General features: G+C 70.6%; 15 protein-coding genes. 6 read left to right on the forward strand and 9 right to left on the reverse strand.

Annotation, left to right across the window (positions count from 1 at the left end; genetic code table 11):
• The first annotated feature begins 3 nt into the window (after positions 1 to 3).
• Complete coding sequence (locus ACWGO0_RS16205; protein WP_453534262.1) at positions 4 to 660, forward strand: MBL fold metallo-hydrolase; 657 nt, start codon at positions 4 to 6, stop codon at positions 658 to 660.
• Positions 661 to 774: 114 nt separating this feature from the next.
• Here the strand turns inward: ACWGO0_RS16205 and ACWGO0_RS16210 are convergent, their stop codons facing one another.
• The 5 genes from ACWGO0_RS16210 to ACWGO0_RS16230 form a co-directional block, all read right to left on the reverse strand.
• Positions 775 to 1,794 (reverse strand): TerC family protein, encoded by a 1,020-nt coding sequence (locus ACWGO0_RS16210; protein WP_453534265.1) that lies wholly within the window; start codon positions 1,792 to 1,794, stop codon positions 775 to 777.
• Positions 1,795 to 2,019: 225 nt separating this feature from the next.
• The gene (locus tag ACWGO0_RS16215; protein ID WP_453534268.1) at positions 2,020 to 3,978 is read right to left on the reverse strand and encodes a TerD family protein; all 1,959 of its coding nucleotides are present in this window, start codon (positions 3,976 to 3,978) and stop codon (positions 2,020 to 2,022) included.
• A gap of 101 nt (positions 3,979 to 4,079) precedes the next feature.
• Complete coding sequence (locus ACWGO0_RS16220; RefSeq protein WP_453534271.1) at positions 4,080 to 4,694, reverse strand: TerD family protein; 615 nt, start codon at positions 4,692 to 4,694, stop codon at positions 4,080 to 4,082.
• 135 nt (positions 4,695 to 4,829) lie between these two features.
• Positions 4,830 to 6,959, reverse strand: coding sequence for an excinuclease ABC subunit UvrB (uvrB, locus tag ACWGO0_RS16225; RefSeq protein WP_453534274.1), 2,130 nt, complete (start codon positions 6,957 to 6,959; stop codon positions 4,830 to 4,832).
• Between the two features lie 39 nt (positions 6,960 to 6,998).
• Positions 6,999 to 7,874, reverse strand: coding sequence for an MHYT domain-containing protein (locus ACWGO0_RS16230; protein WP_453534277.1), 876 nt, complete (start codon positions 7,872 to 7,874; stop codon positions 6,999 to 7,001).
• A gap of 216 nt (positions 7,875 to 8,090) precedes the next feature.
• Between ACWGO0_RS16230 and ACWGO0_RS16235 the strand changes: the two genes are divergently transcribed.
• The 3 genes from ACWGO0_RS16235 to ACWGO0_RS16245 all read left to right on the forward strand — a co-directional run bounded on the left by ACWGO0_RS16235 (position 8,091) and on the right by ACWGO0_RS16245 (position 10,986).
• A complete protein-coding gene (locus ACWGO0_RS16235) occupies positions 8,091 to 8,963 on the forward strand; it encodes a glycerophosphodiester phosphodiesterase (RefSeq protein WP_453534280.1) in 873 nt (290 codons plus the stop codon).
• 73 nt (positions 8,964 to 9,036) lie between these two features.
• Entirely contained in the window at positions 9,037 to 9,585 is a 549-nt protein-coding gene (locus tag ACWGO0_RS16240) for a methylated-DNA--[protein]-cysteine S-methyltransferase (RefSeq protein ID WP_453534283.1), read from the forward strand.
• A gap of 69 nt (positions 9,586 to 9,654) precedes the next feature.
• Complete coding sequence (locus ACWGO0_RS16245; RefSeq protein WP_453534286.1) at positions 9,655 to 10,986, forward strand: MFS transporter; 1,332 nt, start codon at positions 9,655 to 9,657, stop codon at positions 10,984 to 10,986.
• A gap of 4 nt (positions 10,987 to 10,990) precedes the next feature.
• On the opposite strand, the gene ACWGO0_RS16250 is transcribed toward ACWGO0_RS16245, so the two are convergent.
• Complete coding sequence (locus ACWGO0_RS16250) at positions 10,991 to 11,353, reverse strand: cupin domain-containing protein (protein WP_453534289.1); 363 nt, start codon at positions 11,351 to 11,353, stop codon at positions 10,991 to 10,993.
• Positions 11,354 to 11,444: 91 nt separating this feature from the next.
• On the opposite strand from ACWGO0_RS16250, the gene ACWGO0_RS16255 reads away from it, so the two are divergent.
• Both ACWGO0_RS16255 and ACWGO0_RS16260 read left to right on the forward strand, forming a co-directional pair.
• Entirely contained in the window at positions 11,445 to 12,401 is a 957-nt protein-coding gene (locus tag ACWGO0_RS16255) for a pseudouridine-5'-phosphate glycosidase (RefSeq protein ID WP_453534291.1), read from the forward strand.
• Positions 12,398 to 13,291 carry a carbohydrate kinase family protein gene (locus ACWGO0_RS16260; protein WP_453534294.1) on the forward strand — a complete coding sequence of 298 codons (894 nt, stop codon included), beginning with the start codon at positions 12,398 to 12,400 and terminating at the stop codon, positions 13,289 to 13,291. The genes ACWGO0_RS16255 and ACWGO0_RS16260 overlap by 4 nt, the downstream gene beginning before the upstream one ends.
• Positions 13,292 to 13,294: 3 nt before the next feature.
• On the opposite strand, the gene ACWGO0_RS16265 is transcribed toward ACWGO0_RS16260, so the two are convergent.
• The 3 genes from ACWGO0_RS16265 to ACWGO0_RS16275 form a co-directional block, all read right to left on the reverse strand.
• On the reverse strand, positions 13,295 to 13,936 hold the full coding sequence (locus tag ACWGO0_RS16265; protein ID WP_453534297.1) for a uridine kinase: 642 nt from the start codon (positions 13,934 to 13,936) through the stop codon (positions 13,295 to 13,297).
• 39 nt (positions 13,937 to 13,975) lie between these two features.
• Positions 13,976 to 14,437 carry a cupin domain-containing protein gene (locus ACWGO0_RS16270; protein ID WP_453534300.1) on the reverse strand — a complete coding sequence of 154 codons (462 nt, stop codon included), beginning with the start codon at positions 14,435 to 14,437 and terminating at the stop codon, positions 13,976 to 13,978.
• Positions 14,438 to 14,532: 95 nt separating this feature from the next.
• Positions 14,533 to 15,198 (reverse strand): winged helix-turn-helix transcriptional regulator, encoded by a 666-nt coding sequence (locus ACWGO0_RS16275; protein ID WP_453534303.1) that lies wholly within the window; start codon positions 15,196 to 15,198, stop codon positions 14,533 to 14,535.
• Between the last annotated feature and the right edge of the window lie 44 nt (positions 15,199 to 15,242).

The following is a 15,242-nucleotide window of genomic DNA, read 5'->3' on the forward strand; positions in this document are numbered from 1 at the left end:
CGTATGACGTACAGCGGAGCGGTCAGGGTCGGCGGACCCGCGGATGTGCACGAGCTCGCCGACCTCATGATCTCGAAGGTCGCGGTCGGCCCGATGAACAACAACGCCTATCTGCTGCGCTGCCGGGCCACCGGCGAGCAGCTCCTGATCGACGCGGCCTCCGAGCCCGCGACATTGCTGCGGCTGATCGGTGACGACGGCATCGCGTCCGTCGTCACCACCCACCAGCACGGCGATCACTGGCAGGCGCTCGCCGAGGTCGTGGCGGCCACCGGGGCGCGTACCTACGCGGGGCGGTACGACGCCGAGGGCATCCCGGTCCCGACCGATGTCCTCGTCGAGGACAACGACACGATCCGGGTGGGCCGCGTCTCGCTGATCGCCCGCCACCTCGTCGGACACACCCCGGGCTCCATCGCCCTGGTCTACGACGACCCGCACGGGGCTCCGCACCTGTTCACCGGGGACTGTCTCTTCCCCGGCGGACTCGGCAATACGCGCAAGGACCCGGAGGCGTTCGCGAGCCTGCTCCACGACGTGGAGACCAAGCTCTTCGGGCCGCTGCCGGACGAGACGTGGGTCTACCCGGGACACGGGCACGACACCGCACTCGGCGACGAGCGGCCTCACCTCTCCGAGTGGCGCGAGCGCGGCTGGTGAGCGTTTCCGGCTCCTGAACACCACACCGGCCGGGGTGGGCGGAATCCTCCGCTCACCCCGGCCGGTGCCGGTTCTTCTTCTACTTCTTCTTGCACGCCACGGGTGTCACCCCGCTCAGGCGTCGATGCTCTTGGTCTCCTCGTCGGCCGGTCCGGCCGCCTTCGGGGACGCCGCCTCGGCCTCCTCCGCCGCCGCCTGCTTCTTGTTGGCGATGAGGCTGGTGATCGTGGTGACCACCAGGACGCCGCAGATGAAGGTCAGCGAGAACGGGATGGAGATCTCGGGGACATGCACCCCGGACTCGTGGAGCGCGTGCAGCACCAGCTTGACGCCGATGAAGCCGAGGATCACCGACAGGCCGTAGCTGAGGTGGACCAGCTTCTTCAGCAGACCGCCGATGAGGAAGTACAGCTGACGCAGACCCATCAGGGCGAAGGCGTTGGCGGTGAAGACGATGTACGGGTCCTGGGTCAGACCGAAGATCGCCGGGATGGAGTCCAGCGCGAACAGCACGTCGGTGGTGCCGATGGCGAGCATGACCACCATCAGCGGGGTCAGGACGCGCTTGCCGTTCTTCTCGATGAAGAGCTTGGTGCCGTGGTACTTGTCGGCCACACCGAAGCGGCGCTCGACCGACTTGAGCAGCCGGTTCTCCTCGAACTCCTCGTCCTCCTCGTCGGCCCGCGCTTCCTGGATGAGCTTCCAGGCGGTGTAGATGAGGAACGCGCCGAAGATGTAGAAGATCCACGAGAAGTTGGCGATGACCGCGGCACCGGCCGCGATGAAGATCGCCCGCAGGACCAGGGCGATCAGCACGCCGATGAGGAGCACTCGCTGCTGGAGATGCGAGGGCACCGAGAACTTCGCCATGATCAGGACGAAGACGAAGAGGTTGTCGACACTCAGCGACTTCTCGGTGATGAATCCGGCGAAGAACTCGCCGGACGCCTGGCTCTCGCCGAACACGAGCAGGCCGAGTCCGAAGAGGACGGCCAGCGCGATCCAGACGATCGTCCAGATTCCGGCTTCCTTGGTCGACACGTCATGGGGCTTGCGCCCGATGAAGAAGTCGACGGCGATCAAAGCACTCAGACCAAGAATGGTCAGTGCCCAAAGGGTCCATGAAACGTCCACTGCGCCTCCGGCAGTTCGCTACGGCTACTGATCAGCGTCGTCGCTGCCGGAGGTCTCTTCCACCGGGTCGCGCGGGGTGCGCGGCCGGCCGACGCCCCGGGACCGGTCACAGTCCGTACTGACGGGAACGTCGCGTATGGGAGTACTCCCCTCCGTTCGTAGAACAGTACAGGAAACCCCAAGAGAAGGTAAAGAAAAGGGTAAAGGCGTCTCTAGAAGGCCAGGTCAGAGGCGTCGCGCCTCGGCGACCCTGGCGAGCACCTGTTCCAGTACCCGGCTGCCCGCGGGCAGTGCCGGCGGTTCGTACGTCCAGGCGTGGCCGACCCAGGGATCGGCCAGATGGTCGTCGGATACGGGCGTGATCCGCAGAAGCGAACGCCACAGCGGGTCCAGCACCGGGCCGTACGCCGATGCGTCCTCCCGGTCGGCCACCATCAGCAGATGGACGCCAACGGAGGGGCCTTCGTCCGCGAGGTAGCGCAGCTGGGTGACGGCCCGGTCGTCGAAGCCGTGCGGGAAGTCGTTGACGATGAGCAGCTGCTCGCCGGTGTCCAGATCCGGCGGGAGCGAGTCCGCGGCACCCGCCCGGATCGCCATCTGGACGAGGTCGACGCGCCGTGTGAGGTGGGCGAGGACCGAGGTCACCCCCCCGGGCCCTGCGGCGGGCTGCCCGGCCAGGACACCGGCGCCGACCAGGGGCGCGAGCGCCGCTGCGCCCGAGCCCGCCGGGTCGATGACATGCACGGAGAACTCACCGGCCGGATAGACGGCGAGCATGCGCGCCGCGTGCATGACCGCTGTCTCCATGGCGAGCCTGCGCAGCTGGTCCGAATCCATCAGCGTCGCCGCCTCGGATGCCGTACGCCCGCTGTCGACCCAGATGCCACGCTCCAGCGGCAGCCGTACGAGCAGGGGGATGCGCAGCTCGGCGGCCTCGGGCAGATGGAGGTCGCCGATGCGCAGGGCCATCGGCATCTCCATCGGGATCCGGTGGGCGTGCCAGACGGGGTTGGCCCAGCCCGCGTACGCGGCGGGGAGTGCGGGTTCGACGACGGCGGCCTCGGCGGCGAGCTGGGCGAGGTCCCTGTCGAGGGCTTCGCGGGCCCGGGAGGTCAGTTCGTCGCGCTTGGCGCGGGCGGCCTCGCGGGCCCGGTCGCCCGCTCCGCCGATCCGGCTGCGCGGGTCGGATAGGGCACGGTCGAGCTCCTGGTCCATGCGGGACTCCGCGAAGTCGACCGCGCTGCGGTACGCCGCGGTGGCGCGGGCCAGATCCTCGAACATGCCCCAGACCTGGTTGTAGAGGCGCTCGTCCATGGACCAGCCGGTGGCGTCGCCCGCGACCGGCGGAGCCGGTGATCCCGGCGGCGCGGGCGGTGCGGCGGGCGGGGGCGGCGGGGGTGCGGTCGCCCGGCGGGGGTGCGCGTAGTTGATGGGGCCGCCCGCCGGGGGCGTGGCGGCCGGGCCCGTCGTGGCCGGGTCGGGCAGCGGTTCGGGGGTCACCGGCGTGGCGGGGGCCGGGGGCCGCTGGTCGGCCGAGGCCGGTCCGTGGCCCGCCGGTCCGTGGCCCGCCGGTCCGTGGCGGACGCGGTCGCCACCGGGGGTACGGGGCGGTGGCGGGGCCACCGAGCGGGCCATGCCCCGGGCGACCGCTTCCTGTATCGAACCGGCCAGCTCCGCGGCCCGGTCCACTCCCTGGTCGGCGAGCATCTCGGCCAGTCCTGCCGCGTACCCCTGGCCGACGGCGCGGACCTTCCAGACGTCCTGGCGGCGGTAGATCTCCAGAGCGGCGACGGCTGATTCGGCGTCAAGACCGGTCAGGGTGAAGGTGGCGATCTCGGTGCCGTCGAGGCCGGTGACCGCGACGAAGGGCGCGGCGACCGCGCCGAACCGCACAGGGCCGCCCGCCCCGACGGGAAGGGCCAGCAGCACGGTGACGCGGTGCACGGAGCCGGGCAGCGCGTCGAGGTCCACGGCGAGCCGGTGATCGGCGGCGGCCTGCCTGGACACTTCGAGGCCGGGCAGCTGAGGCGATCCGGGGTGGGCGATCCACTCGATTCCGTGCACCGTGCCCTGTTCGTCTCCGAGGGTGGCACCGGCCACGACAGGTGAACCCGCCGATACCCGGATCTCCAGACGGGTCTGGGGCAAGGTGTGGTTCTGCCCCCGGACCAGCTCGGCCGTCATTGCCCTGTCCCCTCGACGATGCGTCGTTCTCGTGGTGCAGCTCCCGGCGGCGGATGCCTCCGGGAGCTGCTCGTACCGATGCGTGCCAGGTCCTGCGGCGCCTACAGGTGCGGCAGGATCGAGGGCATCAGGTCCTGGAAGGTACGGCCGTTGGCCGGGTTTCCGAGGGCGGTCATCTGCCACCCGCTGCCCGCGCGGTGCACCTTCGCCATGATCTGGGCGGTGTACTGCCCGCCGCCGTCGAGCGTGTAGCGCGCGAGCTCCTGGCCGTTGGTCTCGTCGACGATGCGGCAGAAGGCGTTCTGCACCTCCTGGAACGTCTGGCCGGTGAACGAGTTCACCGTGAAGACGATCTGGTCGATGTGGACCGGGACCCGCTGGAGGTCGACGAGGATCGCCTCGTCGTCCCCGCCCGAGCCGGCGCCGCCGACGAGGTTGTCACCGGTGTGCTTGACCGAACCGTCGTCGCTCACCAGGTGACGGAAGAACACGACGTCGACGGGCTGCTTGTCGGCGAACAGCACCGCCGAGGCATCCAGGTCGATCTCCCGGGTCCGTGAGCCGAACAGGCCGCGGCGCGGAGCCGCCTGCCAGCCGAGCCCCATCCGCACCGCGGTGAGGGCTCCCCCGCCCCGCTTCTCCAGGCTGATGGCCTGCCCCTTGGTCAGATTGACGCCAGGGCCCCCGGGCGTATTGCCCTTGGATACGTCCACCACGCGCTGTCCCCTCTCAGAGTGTCCCCGCAACCAACTGTGTGTGCGGTTGCCCCGCACCCTACGCAGTCGCACTGACAGCGCAGGAGAGCCGGTCGTCTTTTGTGTCGGTCCTGCAACACAGCGGATGCTCTGCCGTCAGGCGAGCCCCGCCTCCCTCATCTGCCGCAGTTCCTTCTTCAGTTCGCCCACCTCGTCGCGGAGCCGTGCGGCCACCTCGAACTGGAGATCCGCGGCGGCGGCCCGCATCCGGTCCGTCATCTCCTCGATGATCCCGGCGAGTTCCGTCGCGGGCCGGTCGGTGACGACCGTGCCGTCCGGCTTCCCCCGGCCGGCCGCGACACCCTTGGCCGCCTTGCCGCCGAGTGCGGGAACGGGTGCCTTGGCGCCCTTCGCCTGGCGGTAGCCGGAGCCGAGGAGCTGCTCGGTGTCGACCTCCTCGCGGGCGATGGTCGCGACGATGTCGTTGATCTTCTTGCGCAGCGGCTGCGGGTCGATGCCGCGCTCGGTGTTGTAGGCGATCTGCTTCTCACGGCGGCGGTTGGTCTCGTCGATGGCCTGCGCCATGGCCGGGGTGATCTTGTCCGCGTACATATGGACCTGGCCCGACACGTTGCGCGCCGCGCGCCCGATGGTCTGGATCAGCGAGGTGCCGGAGCGCAGGAAGCCCTGCTTGTCGGCGTCGAGGATGGCCACCAGTGACACCTCGGGCAGGTCGAGGCCCTCGCGCAGGAGGTTGATGCCGACCAGGACGTCGTACTCACCGGAGCGCAGCTCGCGCAGGAGCTCGATGCGGCGCAGGGTGTCGACGTCGCTGTGGAGGTAGCGGACCTGGATCCCGAGCTCCAGGAAGTAGTCGGTGAGGTCCTCGGACATCTTCTTGGTCAGGGTGGTGACCAGGACCCGCTCGTCCCGCTCGGTGCGCTTGCGGATCTCGTGCACCAGGTCGTCGATCTGGCCCTCGGTGGGCTTGACGACGATCTCCGGGTCGACGAGGCCGGTCGGGCGGATGATCTGCTCCACGAAGCCGTCGCCGCGCGAGAGCTCGTACTTCCCGGGGGTGGCGGAGAGGTAGACGGTCTGGTCGATCCGGCCGAGGAACTCCTCCCACTTCAGCGGGCGGTTGTCGAGTGCGGAGGGCAGCCGGAAGCCGTGGTCGACGAGGGTCCGCTTGCGGGAGGCGTCGCCCTCGTACATCGCGCCGATCTGGGGCACGGTGACATGCGATTCGTCGAGGACCAGGAGGAAGTCCTCGGGGAAGTAGTCGATGAGGGTGTTGGGCGCGGTGCCGGGTGAGCGGTCGTCGAAGTGCATCGAGTAGTTCTCGATACCGGAGCAGGTGCCGATCTGGCGGAGCATCTCGATGTCGTAGGTGGTGCGCATGCGGAGCCGCTGGGCCTCCAGCATCTTGCCCTGCTTGTCCAGCTCGGCGAGGCGCTGTTCGAGCTCCTTCTCGATGCCTCCGACCGCCTTCTCCATGCGCTCGGGTCCCGCGACGTAGTGGCTGGCGGGGAAGACGTGGAGCGACCGGTCCTCGCTGATGACCTCACCGGTCAGCGGGTGGAGGGTGGACAGCGCCTCGATCTCGTCACCGAACATCTCGATGCGGACGGCGAGCTCCTCGTAGACCGGGAAGATCTCGATGGTGTCGCCCCGCACCCGGAAGGTGCCCCGGGCGAACGCCAGGTCGTTCCGGGTGTACTGGATCTCGACGAAGCGGCGGAGCAGCTGGTCGCGGTCGATCTCGTCGCCGACCTTGAGCTGGACCATCCGGTCCACGTACTCCTGGGGCGTGCCGAGGCCGTAGATGCAGGAGACGGAGGCCACCACGATGACGTCACGCCGGGTGAGCAGTGAGTTCGTCGCGGAGTGGCGCAGCCGCTCGACCTCCTCGTTGATCGAGGAGTCCTTCTCGATGTAGGTGTCCGACTGCGGTACGTACGCCTCGGGCTGGTAGTAGTCGTAGTACGAGACGAAGTACTCGACGGCGTTGTTCGGCAGGAGCTCGCGGAACTCGTTGGCGAGCTGGGCCGCGAGTGTCTTGTTCGGTGCCATGACCAGGGTGGGGCGCTGCAGCTTCTCGATCATCCAGGCGGTGGTCGCCGACTTGCCGGTGCCGGTCGCGCCGAGCAGGACGACATCCTTCTCACCTGCGCGGATGCGTCGCTCCAGCTCCGCGATGGCCGCGGGCTGGTCGCCGCTGGGCTGGTAGGGACTGACGACCTCGAAAGGCGCCACCGAACGTTCGATCTTCGAAACGGGCCGCATGGAACCACCGTACGACCCAGCACTGACAACGGGGTCGGATCACCGGTTCCGGGGCGGCCGTGAGCCGCGTCCCGCGGGTGCCCGGTGCTGCGAGTGGTCGCGCTGGGCGGGGATGCCGGGCCGCCGGTCCGTCCCGCGGGCGGCGCTCCCGGGCCGGTACCCGTCGTCGTCCGGGGTGCCCATGACCACCAGGGGGTCGAACATCACGATCACTCCGGCGAGCACCAGGAAGCAGAACGGGCCGACGAGCATCGGGATGAGCAGCGTGGCGGGGCCCTCGCCACCCGGCATCGCGCCGGCCCCGGCTGCGGGGTGCAGATGCACGCTGAGGGCGGCCATGCCGGTGTAGTGCATGCCGCTCACCGCGACGCCCATCACCACGCTCGCGCCGAGACTGGGGAGGAAGCCGTGGATGGACACGGCCGCCCAGAGTGCTGTCGTCGCCGCCACCACGGCGATGACGACGGAGAGGGACACGGTGACCGTGTCGTACTCGAACTGCCCCTGGAGGCGCATTCCGGCCATTCCGAGGTAGTGCATGGACGCGACACCGAGGCCCATGATGATGCCGCCGGTGATCAGTGCCATGCGGGTCGCTCCGCGGTAGCCGACAATGAAAATGCCGATACCGACCATCACGATCGCCAGGGCCAGGCTGGCGAACGTTATGGGCCTGTCGTAGCTGACCGGTGCTTCCTGGACCGTGAAGCCCATCATCGCGACGAAGTGCATCGTCCATATGCCGGAGCCTATGGAGGTGGCGCCCAACGCCAGCCATCCGGCCTTGAAGGAGTGCTCGGTCCGCAGCGACCGGGTCGTGCAGCGCAGCCCCAGGGCGGCGCCGAGGCACGCCATGAGGAACGCCACGACCGGGGTCACGAGGCCGTAGCTGAATCCGTCAATTGTGCCCTGCATGCTGGTAAGCCCTTCACGGAAGCCCGGGTTCGGGTGGTGCCCCAAAGGGCGAGGCCCGGCAGGCAAACATAGGAATCGCATGTTATCGGCATGGAATCCCGCCTGTGATCCGGTACCGCAGGTTCCGTTCACGTAGTGGCCATCGCCGCCCTGTTCTCCGTTGGTGGTCGGCTGCCAGGCTCGATGTGCCCGCATCTCTGACCGCGAGGAGAACCCGTGTCCGTTCGCACCGTAACCGTCTCGACGACCGTCGCCGCTCTGCTCGGCGCCGGTCTGCTCATGGCCGCTTCCCAGACCCAGGCCGCGGGTACGCACGACGCCCCGGTCGTCTTCGCGCACCGCGGCGCCTCGGCGTATGCCCCGGAGAACACCCTGGCCGCCATCGACGCCGCGGACGACCTGGACATCGACTGGGTCGAGAACGATGTGCAGCGCACCCGGGACGGTGTCCTGGTCGTCATGCACGACACGACCCTCAAGCGGACCACGGACGTCGAGGAGCTCTTCCCCGACCGCGCGCCCTGGGCGGTCAAGGACTTCACGGCCGCCGAGATCGCGAAGCTCGACGCGGGCAGCTGGTTCGGAGCGAAGTACGCGGGAGCCCGGGTCCCGACGCTGAAGCAGTACGTGGAGCGGGTCGAGCGCAACGACCAGAAGCTGCTCCTGGAGATCAAGGCCCCGGAGACCTACCCCGGCATCGAGCGGGACACCCTTCAGGTCCTGCGCAACGAGGGCTGGCTCAATGGCCGGCACGTCCAGAGCAAGCTGATCATCCAGAGCTTCGGCGCGGACAGCGTGAAGCGGGTCCACGCGCAGCGCCCCGATGTCATCACCGGCTTCCTCGGCACCCCGGCGGTGGCCGATCTGCCCTCGTACGCGGCGTTCACCGACCAGATCAACCCCTCCCACGGCACGCTCACGGCCGACTACGTGGCCGCCGTGCAGGCGCTGAAGGGTGCGCACGGCAAGCCGCTCCAGGTGAACACCTGGACGGTCAACGACGCGGCGACCGCGGCCAAGGTCGCCGGCTTCGGCGTCGACGGCATCATCACCAACAACCCCGACGTGGTGCGGGACGCCACCAGCTGACGAGGCGGCGGGCAGCGGTGCCGGAGCACCGTACGACCGTGCGTTGTCAGTGCCCGGTCGTACGGTGGTCGGTATGAAGAGCACCGAGCAGGATGTGCAGTGGTCGGCGGTCGGGAGCGACATCGGACCGCTGCTCCTTGTCGCGACCGGCACAGGGCTGGTGAGCGTGATCTTCCATGCCCGTCCCGCGGTGCGGGAGAAGGCACTCGGGCAGCTGGGGACGCGGCTCGGCTCGGTGCCGGTGGAGGCTCCGCCCGGCTCCCCCAGGCTCTCCGAGCCGATACGCCAGCTCGCGGCGTACTTCGCGGGTGAGCGAAAAGAGTTCACGCTGGATCTGGACTGGTCGCTGACGTCCGGCTTCAACCGTGAGGTGCTCCGGGAGCTCGCGTCCGGCGTGCCGTACGGGACCGTCGTCGGGTACGGGGATCTGGCGGGACGGGTGGGTCAGCCGGGGGCCGCTCAGGCCGTGGGGGCCGCCATGGGGTCCAATCCGCTGCCTGTCGTGGTGCCGTGCCACCGGGTCGTGGAGAGCGACGGCGGGCTCGGGGGGTTCGGCGGCGGTCTGGAGACCAAGCGGCAACTGCTGGCGCTCGAAGGCGTCCTGCCGCAGCCGTTGTTCTAGGCCCTCGCTCCTGGACGAGTGCCGCGGAAGTCGTTTTCGTACCCGCGTACGAGCTGGCACACTGCGCCAGTGAAGAAGGCTCTCTCCGCACCCACGGTCACGGTTGCCGATCTGCCTGCCCTGCAGCGCAGGACGTCCGCCGTCCTCATCGCCAGCCAGATACTCGGCGGCCTCGGCGTGCCCATCGGCATCGCCCTGGCCCCGGTCCTCGCGACGGAGGTGAGCGGCTCCGAGGCCCTGTCCGGTCTCGCCCCCACCGCATCGGTGGCCGGCACCGCCCTGCTCTCGCTGCCGCTGGCCGCGCTGATGACGTCCCGGGGCCGCCGCCCCGGCCTCGTCCTCGCCTACCTGATCGGCGCGGTCGGCGCGGCTCTCGTGGTCCTCGCCACCGTCGTCGACAACTTTCCGCTGCTGCTCCTCGGCATGGCCGGCTTCGGTGCGGGCTCCTCGGCCAATCTTCAGGCCAGATTCGCCGCGGCCGACCTGGCGGAGCCGGACCGGCGCGGCCGGGCGATCTCCACCGTCATCTGGGCCACCACGATCGGCTCGGTACTCGGCCCCAATATCGCGGCGCCCGCGGGCCGTGCCTTCCAGGACACCGCCATCCCCGAGACGGCGGGACCGTTCGTGTGGGCGGCGGCCATCTTCCTGCTCACTGGCCTCGTCGTCGCGGTGCTCCTGCGCCCCGACCCGCTGCTCACCGCGCGGGCGCTGGCCCCCGCGGGCACCCAGACCGCGGCGAACCGCTCGCTGCGCGCGGGCGTCGCCGCGGTGCGTTCCTCGCCGATGGCCAGGCTGGCGCTGGTGACCGTGGCCGTGTCGCACACCGCCATGGTCTCGATCATGGTGATGACCCCGGTCCACCTCGGCCATCACGGGGCGGGCATCCAGCTGATCGGTCTGGTCATCAGCGGTCACATCGCGGGCATGTACGCGTTCTCGCCCGTGATGGGCTGGCTGGCCGACCGGTTCGGCCGGCTCTCCGTCATCGGTCTCGCGGTCGGCCTGCTCTCGTGCGCCGCGCTGCTCGCCGGCACGGCGGGCCCCAGCCACGGACGGACGGCGGCGGGTCTGTTCGTGCTCGGGCTCGGCTGGTCGGCCGGCCTGGTGGCCGGTTCCGCGCTGCTCACCGACTCGGTGCCGCAGCCCGCCCGCGCCGCCGTGCAGGGTCTGTCGGACCTGACCATGAACACGGCGGCGGGCATCGGCGGCGCGGTGGCCGGAGTGATCGTCTCCCGGTGGAGCTACAGCTGGCTGAACGTGGTCGGTGCCTGTCTGCTGCTGCCGATGGCCGCGCTGGCCCTGCGGCGGGCGCTCACGAGGCCCTCCGCAGTGGCTGAAGATGCCTCGGACGGTCCCGCCGACGCGTCCGTCTCCGCCCTCGCCCCGGACAAGACCTGAGCCTTCAGAGGCTGATGTGGTACGCCTTGCGCAGCGTCTCGTGGACGGTCCAGGTCGTACGGTCGCCCTCCCGCAGCACACAGGCGTCTCCGGGCCCGATCTCCAGCGTCTCGCCGCCCTCGACCGCGACGGTCGCCCGCCCGCTCACCACCACGAACAGTTCGTTGGCCTCGGTGTCGGTGACCACACCGGGCGTGATCTGCCAGATGCCGCGCACCTGCTTGCCGTCGGCGGACTCCCACAGCACCTTCCCGCTCACCACCGGGTCGCCCGAGAGGATCTGCGCGGGGTCGAGGGGATCCGGTTCGAGTTCGGCGTCCGGGATGTGCACGGCGAAGGAGGCGGGAGCTTGATCATGTGTCGTCATGGCCGGTCACCCTAGCGAGCGGCCCCCGGCCGTCCGCCGCCAGGGGACACCGAAGGGTTTGCGGCCACCCCGCGCGCGACAGGGATGGGGGATGCCACAGAACACACCGGAGCACACACCCGAGGACGGCGCCCGAGCTTATGAACCGGCGCTCTCCGCCGAGGTCCGAGACGCTGTCGCCGCCCACCGCCCCGTCGTCGCCCTGGAGTCGACGATCATCGCGCACGGTCTGCCGCGCCCCCGCAACCTCCGGGTCGCCCTGGAGCTGGAGGAGCTCGTACGCTCCGCGGGGGCCGTCCCCGCCACGATCGCCGTACTGGACGGCCGGGCCCATGTGGGCCTGGACAAAACCCAGTTGGAACGGGTCGCGGGCGACCCGGAGATGCGGAAGCTGGGACACCGTGACCTCGCGCCCGCGCTGGCGACGGGCGCGAGCGGGGCGACGACCGTGTCCGCGACGGCGTTCCTGGCGGCCCGGGCGGGTCTGCGGGTGTTCGCGACCGGGGGGCTCGGCGGCGTACACCGGGAGTGGACCGAGACCCAGGACGAATCGGCGGATCTGCGGCTGCTCGCGCGCACCGGCATCACCGTGGTGTGCGCCGGGGTGAAGTCGATCCTGGACGTTCCGGCCACGCTCCAGCGCCTGGAGACACTCGGGGTCGGTGTGCTCGGCTTCCGTACCACGCACTTTCCCGGTTTCTATCTGAGCAGTTCGGGCGAGCCCGTCGACTGGACGGTGGACACACCCCAGGAGGTGGCGGAGGTGATGGCGGCGCGGGACGCGCTCGGCGGGCCACAGGCCGCGCTGATCGTCGCCAACCCCGTACCGCAGGAGGACCAGTTGGACCCCGCCGTCCATGACCGGGTGCTGGCCGACGCGCTGGCCGCGTGCAAGGAGCGCGGCGTCGTGGGGCAGGCCGTCACCCCGTTCCTGCTCGACCATCTGATGCGGCACACCGAGGGCGCGTCCCTGGAGGCCAACTTGGCCGCCGTACGAGGAAATGTGGCTCTGGCCGCCCGTATCGCGGCGGCGGTGGCGGCGCGGTGAGCGAGGGCGGCCTGCTCGTCGTCGGGGACGTGGTCACGGATGTGGTGGTGCGGCACGGACCGGCACCGGCCCGGGGTACGGACACGGTGGCGCGGATCAGGACGCTGCCCGGCGGCGCCGGGGCCAACGTGGCGTGCTGGGCGCTGCGTTCGGGGTGCCGTGACGTGCGCCTGCTGGCGCGGGTGGGCGCCGATTCCGCGGCCTGGCACCGAGAGATCCTGGAGCGGGCCGGGGTACGGGCGGTGCTGTCCGTGGACGAGGAGGCGCCCACCGGCACCGTGGTCGCGCTCGTCGACGGCAGCGCCGAGCGCACCTTCCTCACCGACAGCGGCGCGGTGCTGCGCCTCGCCCCCTGCGACTGGTCGCCGTCGCTGCTCGACAGCGTCGGCCACCTCCATCTCTCCGGCTACCTCCTCTTCGCCCCGACCAGCCGGGCCACCGCCCTGCTCGCGCTGCGGGAGGCGCGGCGGCGGGGCGTCCCGGTGAGCGTGGACCCGGCCTCCACCGGCTTCCTCACCGAGTTCGGCGTCGACCGGTTCCTGGCCGCCGTCGAGGGTGTGGACGTACTGCTGCCGAACGCGGACGAGGCGTGCGCGCTGACCGGGCTGCCGGAACCGGCCGACGCGGCGGCCAAGTTGAGCCGCCACGTCCCCCTGGTCGTGGTCACGCTCGGAGGCCGGGGCGCCCTGCTGGCCACCGCCGGAACGGTGACCGCGCGCATCAGCGCCGTACCGGTCCCTGAGCCGGTCGACTCGACGGGCGCGGGCGACGCCTTCACCGGAGGCTTCCTCGCCGCGCGCCTCGCCGGGGCACAGGACGCGGAGGCGGCGGAGGCCGCGTGCCGGGCGGGAGCGGAAGCGGTCACGACGGTCGGGGGACGCCCGGCGTAATCATCAAGCCTCCGGCGGCGACCACGCAGGGTGCAGCGGATCGTCGGTCCGAACGACCGCGTCCGCGCGGTCGGCGGGCGTCACCTCGGCCTCGTACCGCGCGAACGCGGGCAGGGTCCACCGCTCGCTCTCCTCGGTGCGCCGGCGCAGCGCCCCGGGCGAGAGCCGCAGATGGACGCTCAGGTCGAACGGGAACCAGCGCCCGAGCAGGAACGGGCCGTGTACGACGACCACCCCGCCCTCCGGCAGGAGCTGGTAGGGGCTCCTGGTCGCCCGGTCCTTCACCGGGTCCCAGAGGTCGGGCAGCACCCGCCCGCTGCCGCCCGCCTCCAGCGGTCCGAACACCTCGCGCCACAGGGCTCCCGTGTCGAACCAGCCGTCGAGGTACGAGTCGGGGTCCTCCTTGCCGTACTCGTACCGAAGGCTGGCCGGGCGCAGGAAGCCGCTGGTGGGGACGGGCAGCACCGACCGGCCCCGGACCCGCAGCGCCGCCGCGACGCGTTCGGCGAGCTCGCCGGGGCGGGCGGCCGGGGCGCCGTCGACGGCGATCTTGAGCCAGGGGCCGCCGTCGGAGGGCTTCAGCGCGTCGGCGTGTACGGCGAGGGCTTCGGCCAGCCGGTCCCAGGTGATCGGTTCAAGTCGCACGCGTCCATCATCCCCCGGCCGCCGCACGGCCGGCGGGTCTCACCCGCAGTCCACCGCCTCGGCGTCGTCGGAGAGCGCGCGACCCTCCGGGAGCAGATAGGTCACCCACAGCACGACCGGTTCGGTCCCGTTGTTCCGCCCGATGTGCCGGTGTCCGGGCCCTGCCGGCTCGATGAACGAGGTGCCGGCGGGAGTCACTTCGACCGAGCAGTCGCTGAGCGTACGGGTCAGGGTGCCCGACTGGACCACGACGATCAGCTGACCGGCGTGGGTGTGCCAGCCGGTGGAGCCGCCCGGCTCGATGGTGATCTTCCGGAAGGTCACATCGGCACGGCCTTTCGGGCTCGCCACCTTCAGTTCGCCCGTCGACGTGCCCTTGGCGACGACCGTGCCACTCACCCCGCTGCCCGGTGTCGCGGTCGCCGCCGTCGGCACGAAGCCGAGCGCCACCACACATCCGACGACGGGCACAGCCCTGTGCAAACCTCCACGTGTCCCCATGTGCGACTCCCTACTCTCCGCGTTTGGCCGAATCGCCTACGTTACGCGGGAGTTGAGTGGCGGGAAACCTTCGGTGCAGGGTCGTTCGGTACGAGTCATTCACCACGGATCTCGGCGGCGAGCGGACTGTCGCCGCACACCTCGATCCGGCCGTCCTTGACCGCCTCCGCGAGCGTCGCCTCGCCGCGCCCGAACTCCAGGCACAGGGCGGCGTCGAGCACGATGCGGACGTCGGGGCGGTCGGCGGGACCGAAGCCGTACACCTCCGCCGCCGGTGCTCCCCCGCCGGTGCGGACGTGGAACTCACCCTCTTCGAGGGCGACTTCGACCACACCCGCATGGGTCAGGCCGTCCATGGCGCGCAACAGCGGCAGGGCGAACCAGTGCGCACGCACCGCGTCCGTCGGATGGCGTGTGTCCAGGGCGTGCGCCCCCCACACCGAGAGGGCCGTCAGGACGGGCAGCAGCTCATGGCCGCGTTCGGTCAGCTCGTACACCGAAGCGGGGGCCGGTGGCGGCAGCCTGCGGCGCAGGGCAAGGCCGCTCTGCTCCATGTCCTTGAGCCGGGAGGCCAGGACATCCGTGCTGACGCCCGGCAGGTCGGCGTGCAGATCCGTGTACCGGCGCGGGCCGCCGAGCAGTTCACGGACGATCAGCAGCGTCCACCGGTCGCCGACGGAGTCGAGGGCCCGTGCGGCTCCGCAGAACTGGTCGTAACTCCGGCGGCGGGCCGGTCGTGCCGGCTGTTGCTGACGTGGCATGTGACGCAGTCTAGGCATGTTGTTGGACTTTCCAAGCTCGAACT

This window comes from Streptomyces sp. NPDC055749, from assembly GCF_053617235.1.

What these genes read in the sequence shown, in the direction of transcription:
- uvrB (WP_453534274.1), bottom strand. Translation starts at nt 6,959, where the DNA reads ATGCGGCCCGTTTCGAAGATCGAACGTTCGGTGGCGCCTTTCGAGGTC.
- ACWGO0_RS16205 (WP_453534262.1), top strand. Translation starts at nt 4, where the DNA reads ATGACGTACAGCGGAGCGGTCAGGGTCGGCGGACCCGCGGATGTGCAC.
- ACWGO0_RS16215 (WP_453534268.1), bottom strand. Translation starts at nt 3,978, where the DNA reads ATGACGGCCGAGCTGGTCCGGGGGCAGAACCACACCTTGCCCCAGACC.
- ACWGO0_RS16255 (WP_453534291.1), top strand. Translation starts at nt 11,445, where the DNA reads ATGCCACAGAACACACCGGAGCACACACCCGAGGACGGCGCCCGAGCT.
- ACWGO0_RS16250 (WP_453534289.1), bottom strand. Translation starts at nt 11,353, where the DNA reads ATGACGACACATGATCAAGCTCCCGCCTCCTTCGCCGTGCACATCCCG.
- ACWGO0_RS16240 (WP_453534283.1), top strand. Translation starts at nt 9,037, where the DNA reads ATGAAGAGCACCGAGCAGGATGTGCAGTGGTCGGCGGTCGGGAGCGAC.
- ACWGO0_RS16275 (WP_453534303.1), bottom strand. Translation starts at nt 15,198, where the DNA reads ATGCCACGTCAGCAACAGCCGGCACGACCGGCCCGCCGCCGGAGTTAC.
- ACWGO0_RS16270 (WP_453534300.1), bottom strand. Translation starts at nt 14,437, where the DNA reads ATGGGGACACGTGGAGGTTTGCACAGGGCTGTGCCCGTCGTCGGATGT.
- ACWGO0_RS16230 (WP_453534277.1), bottom strand. Translation starts at nt 7,874, where the DNA reads ATGCAGGGCACAATTGACGGATTCAGCTACGGCCTCGTGACCCCGGTC.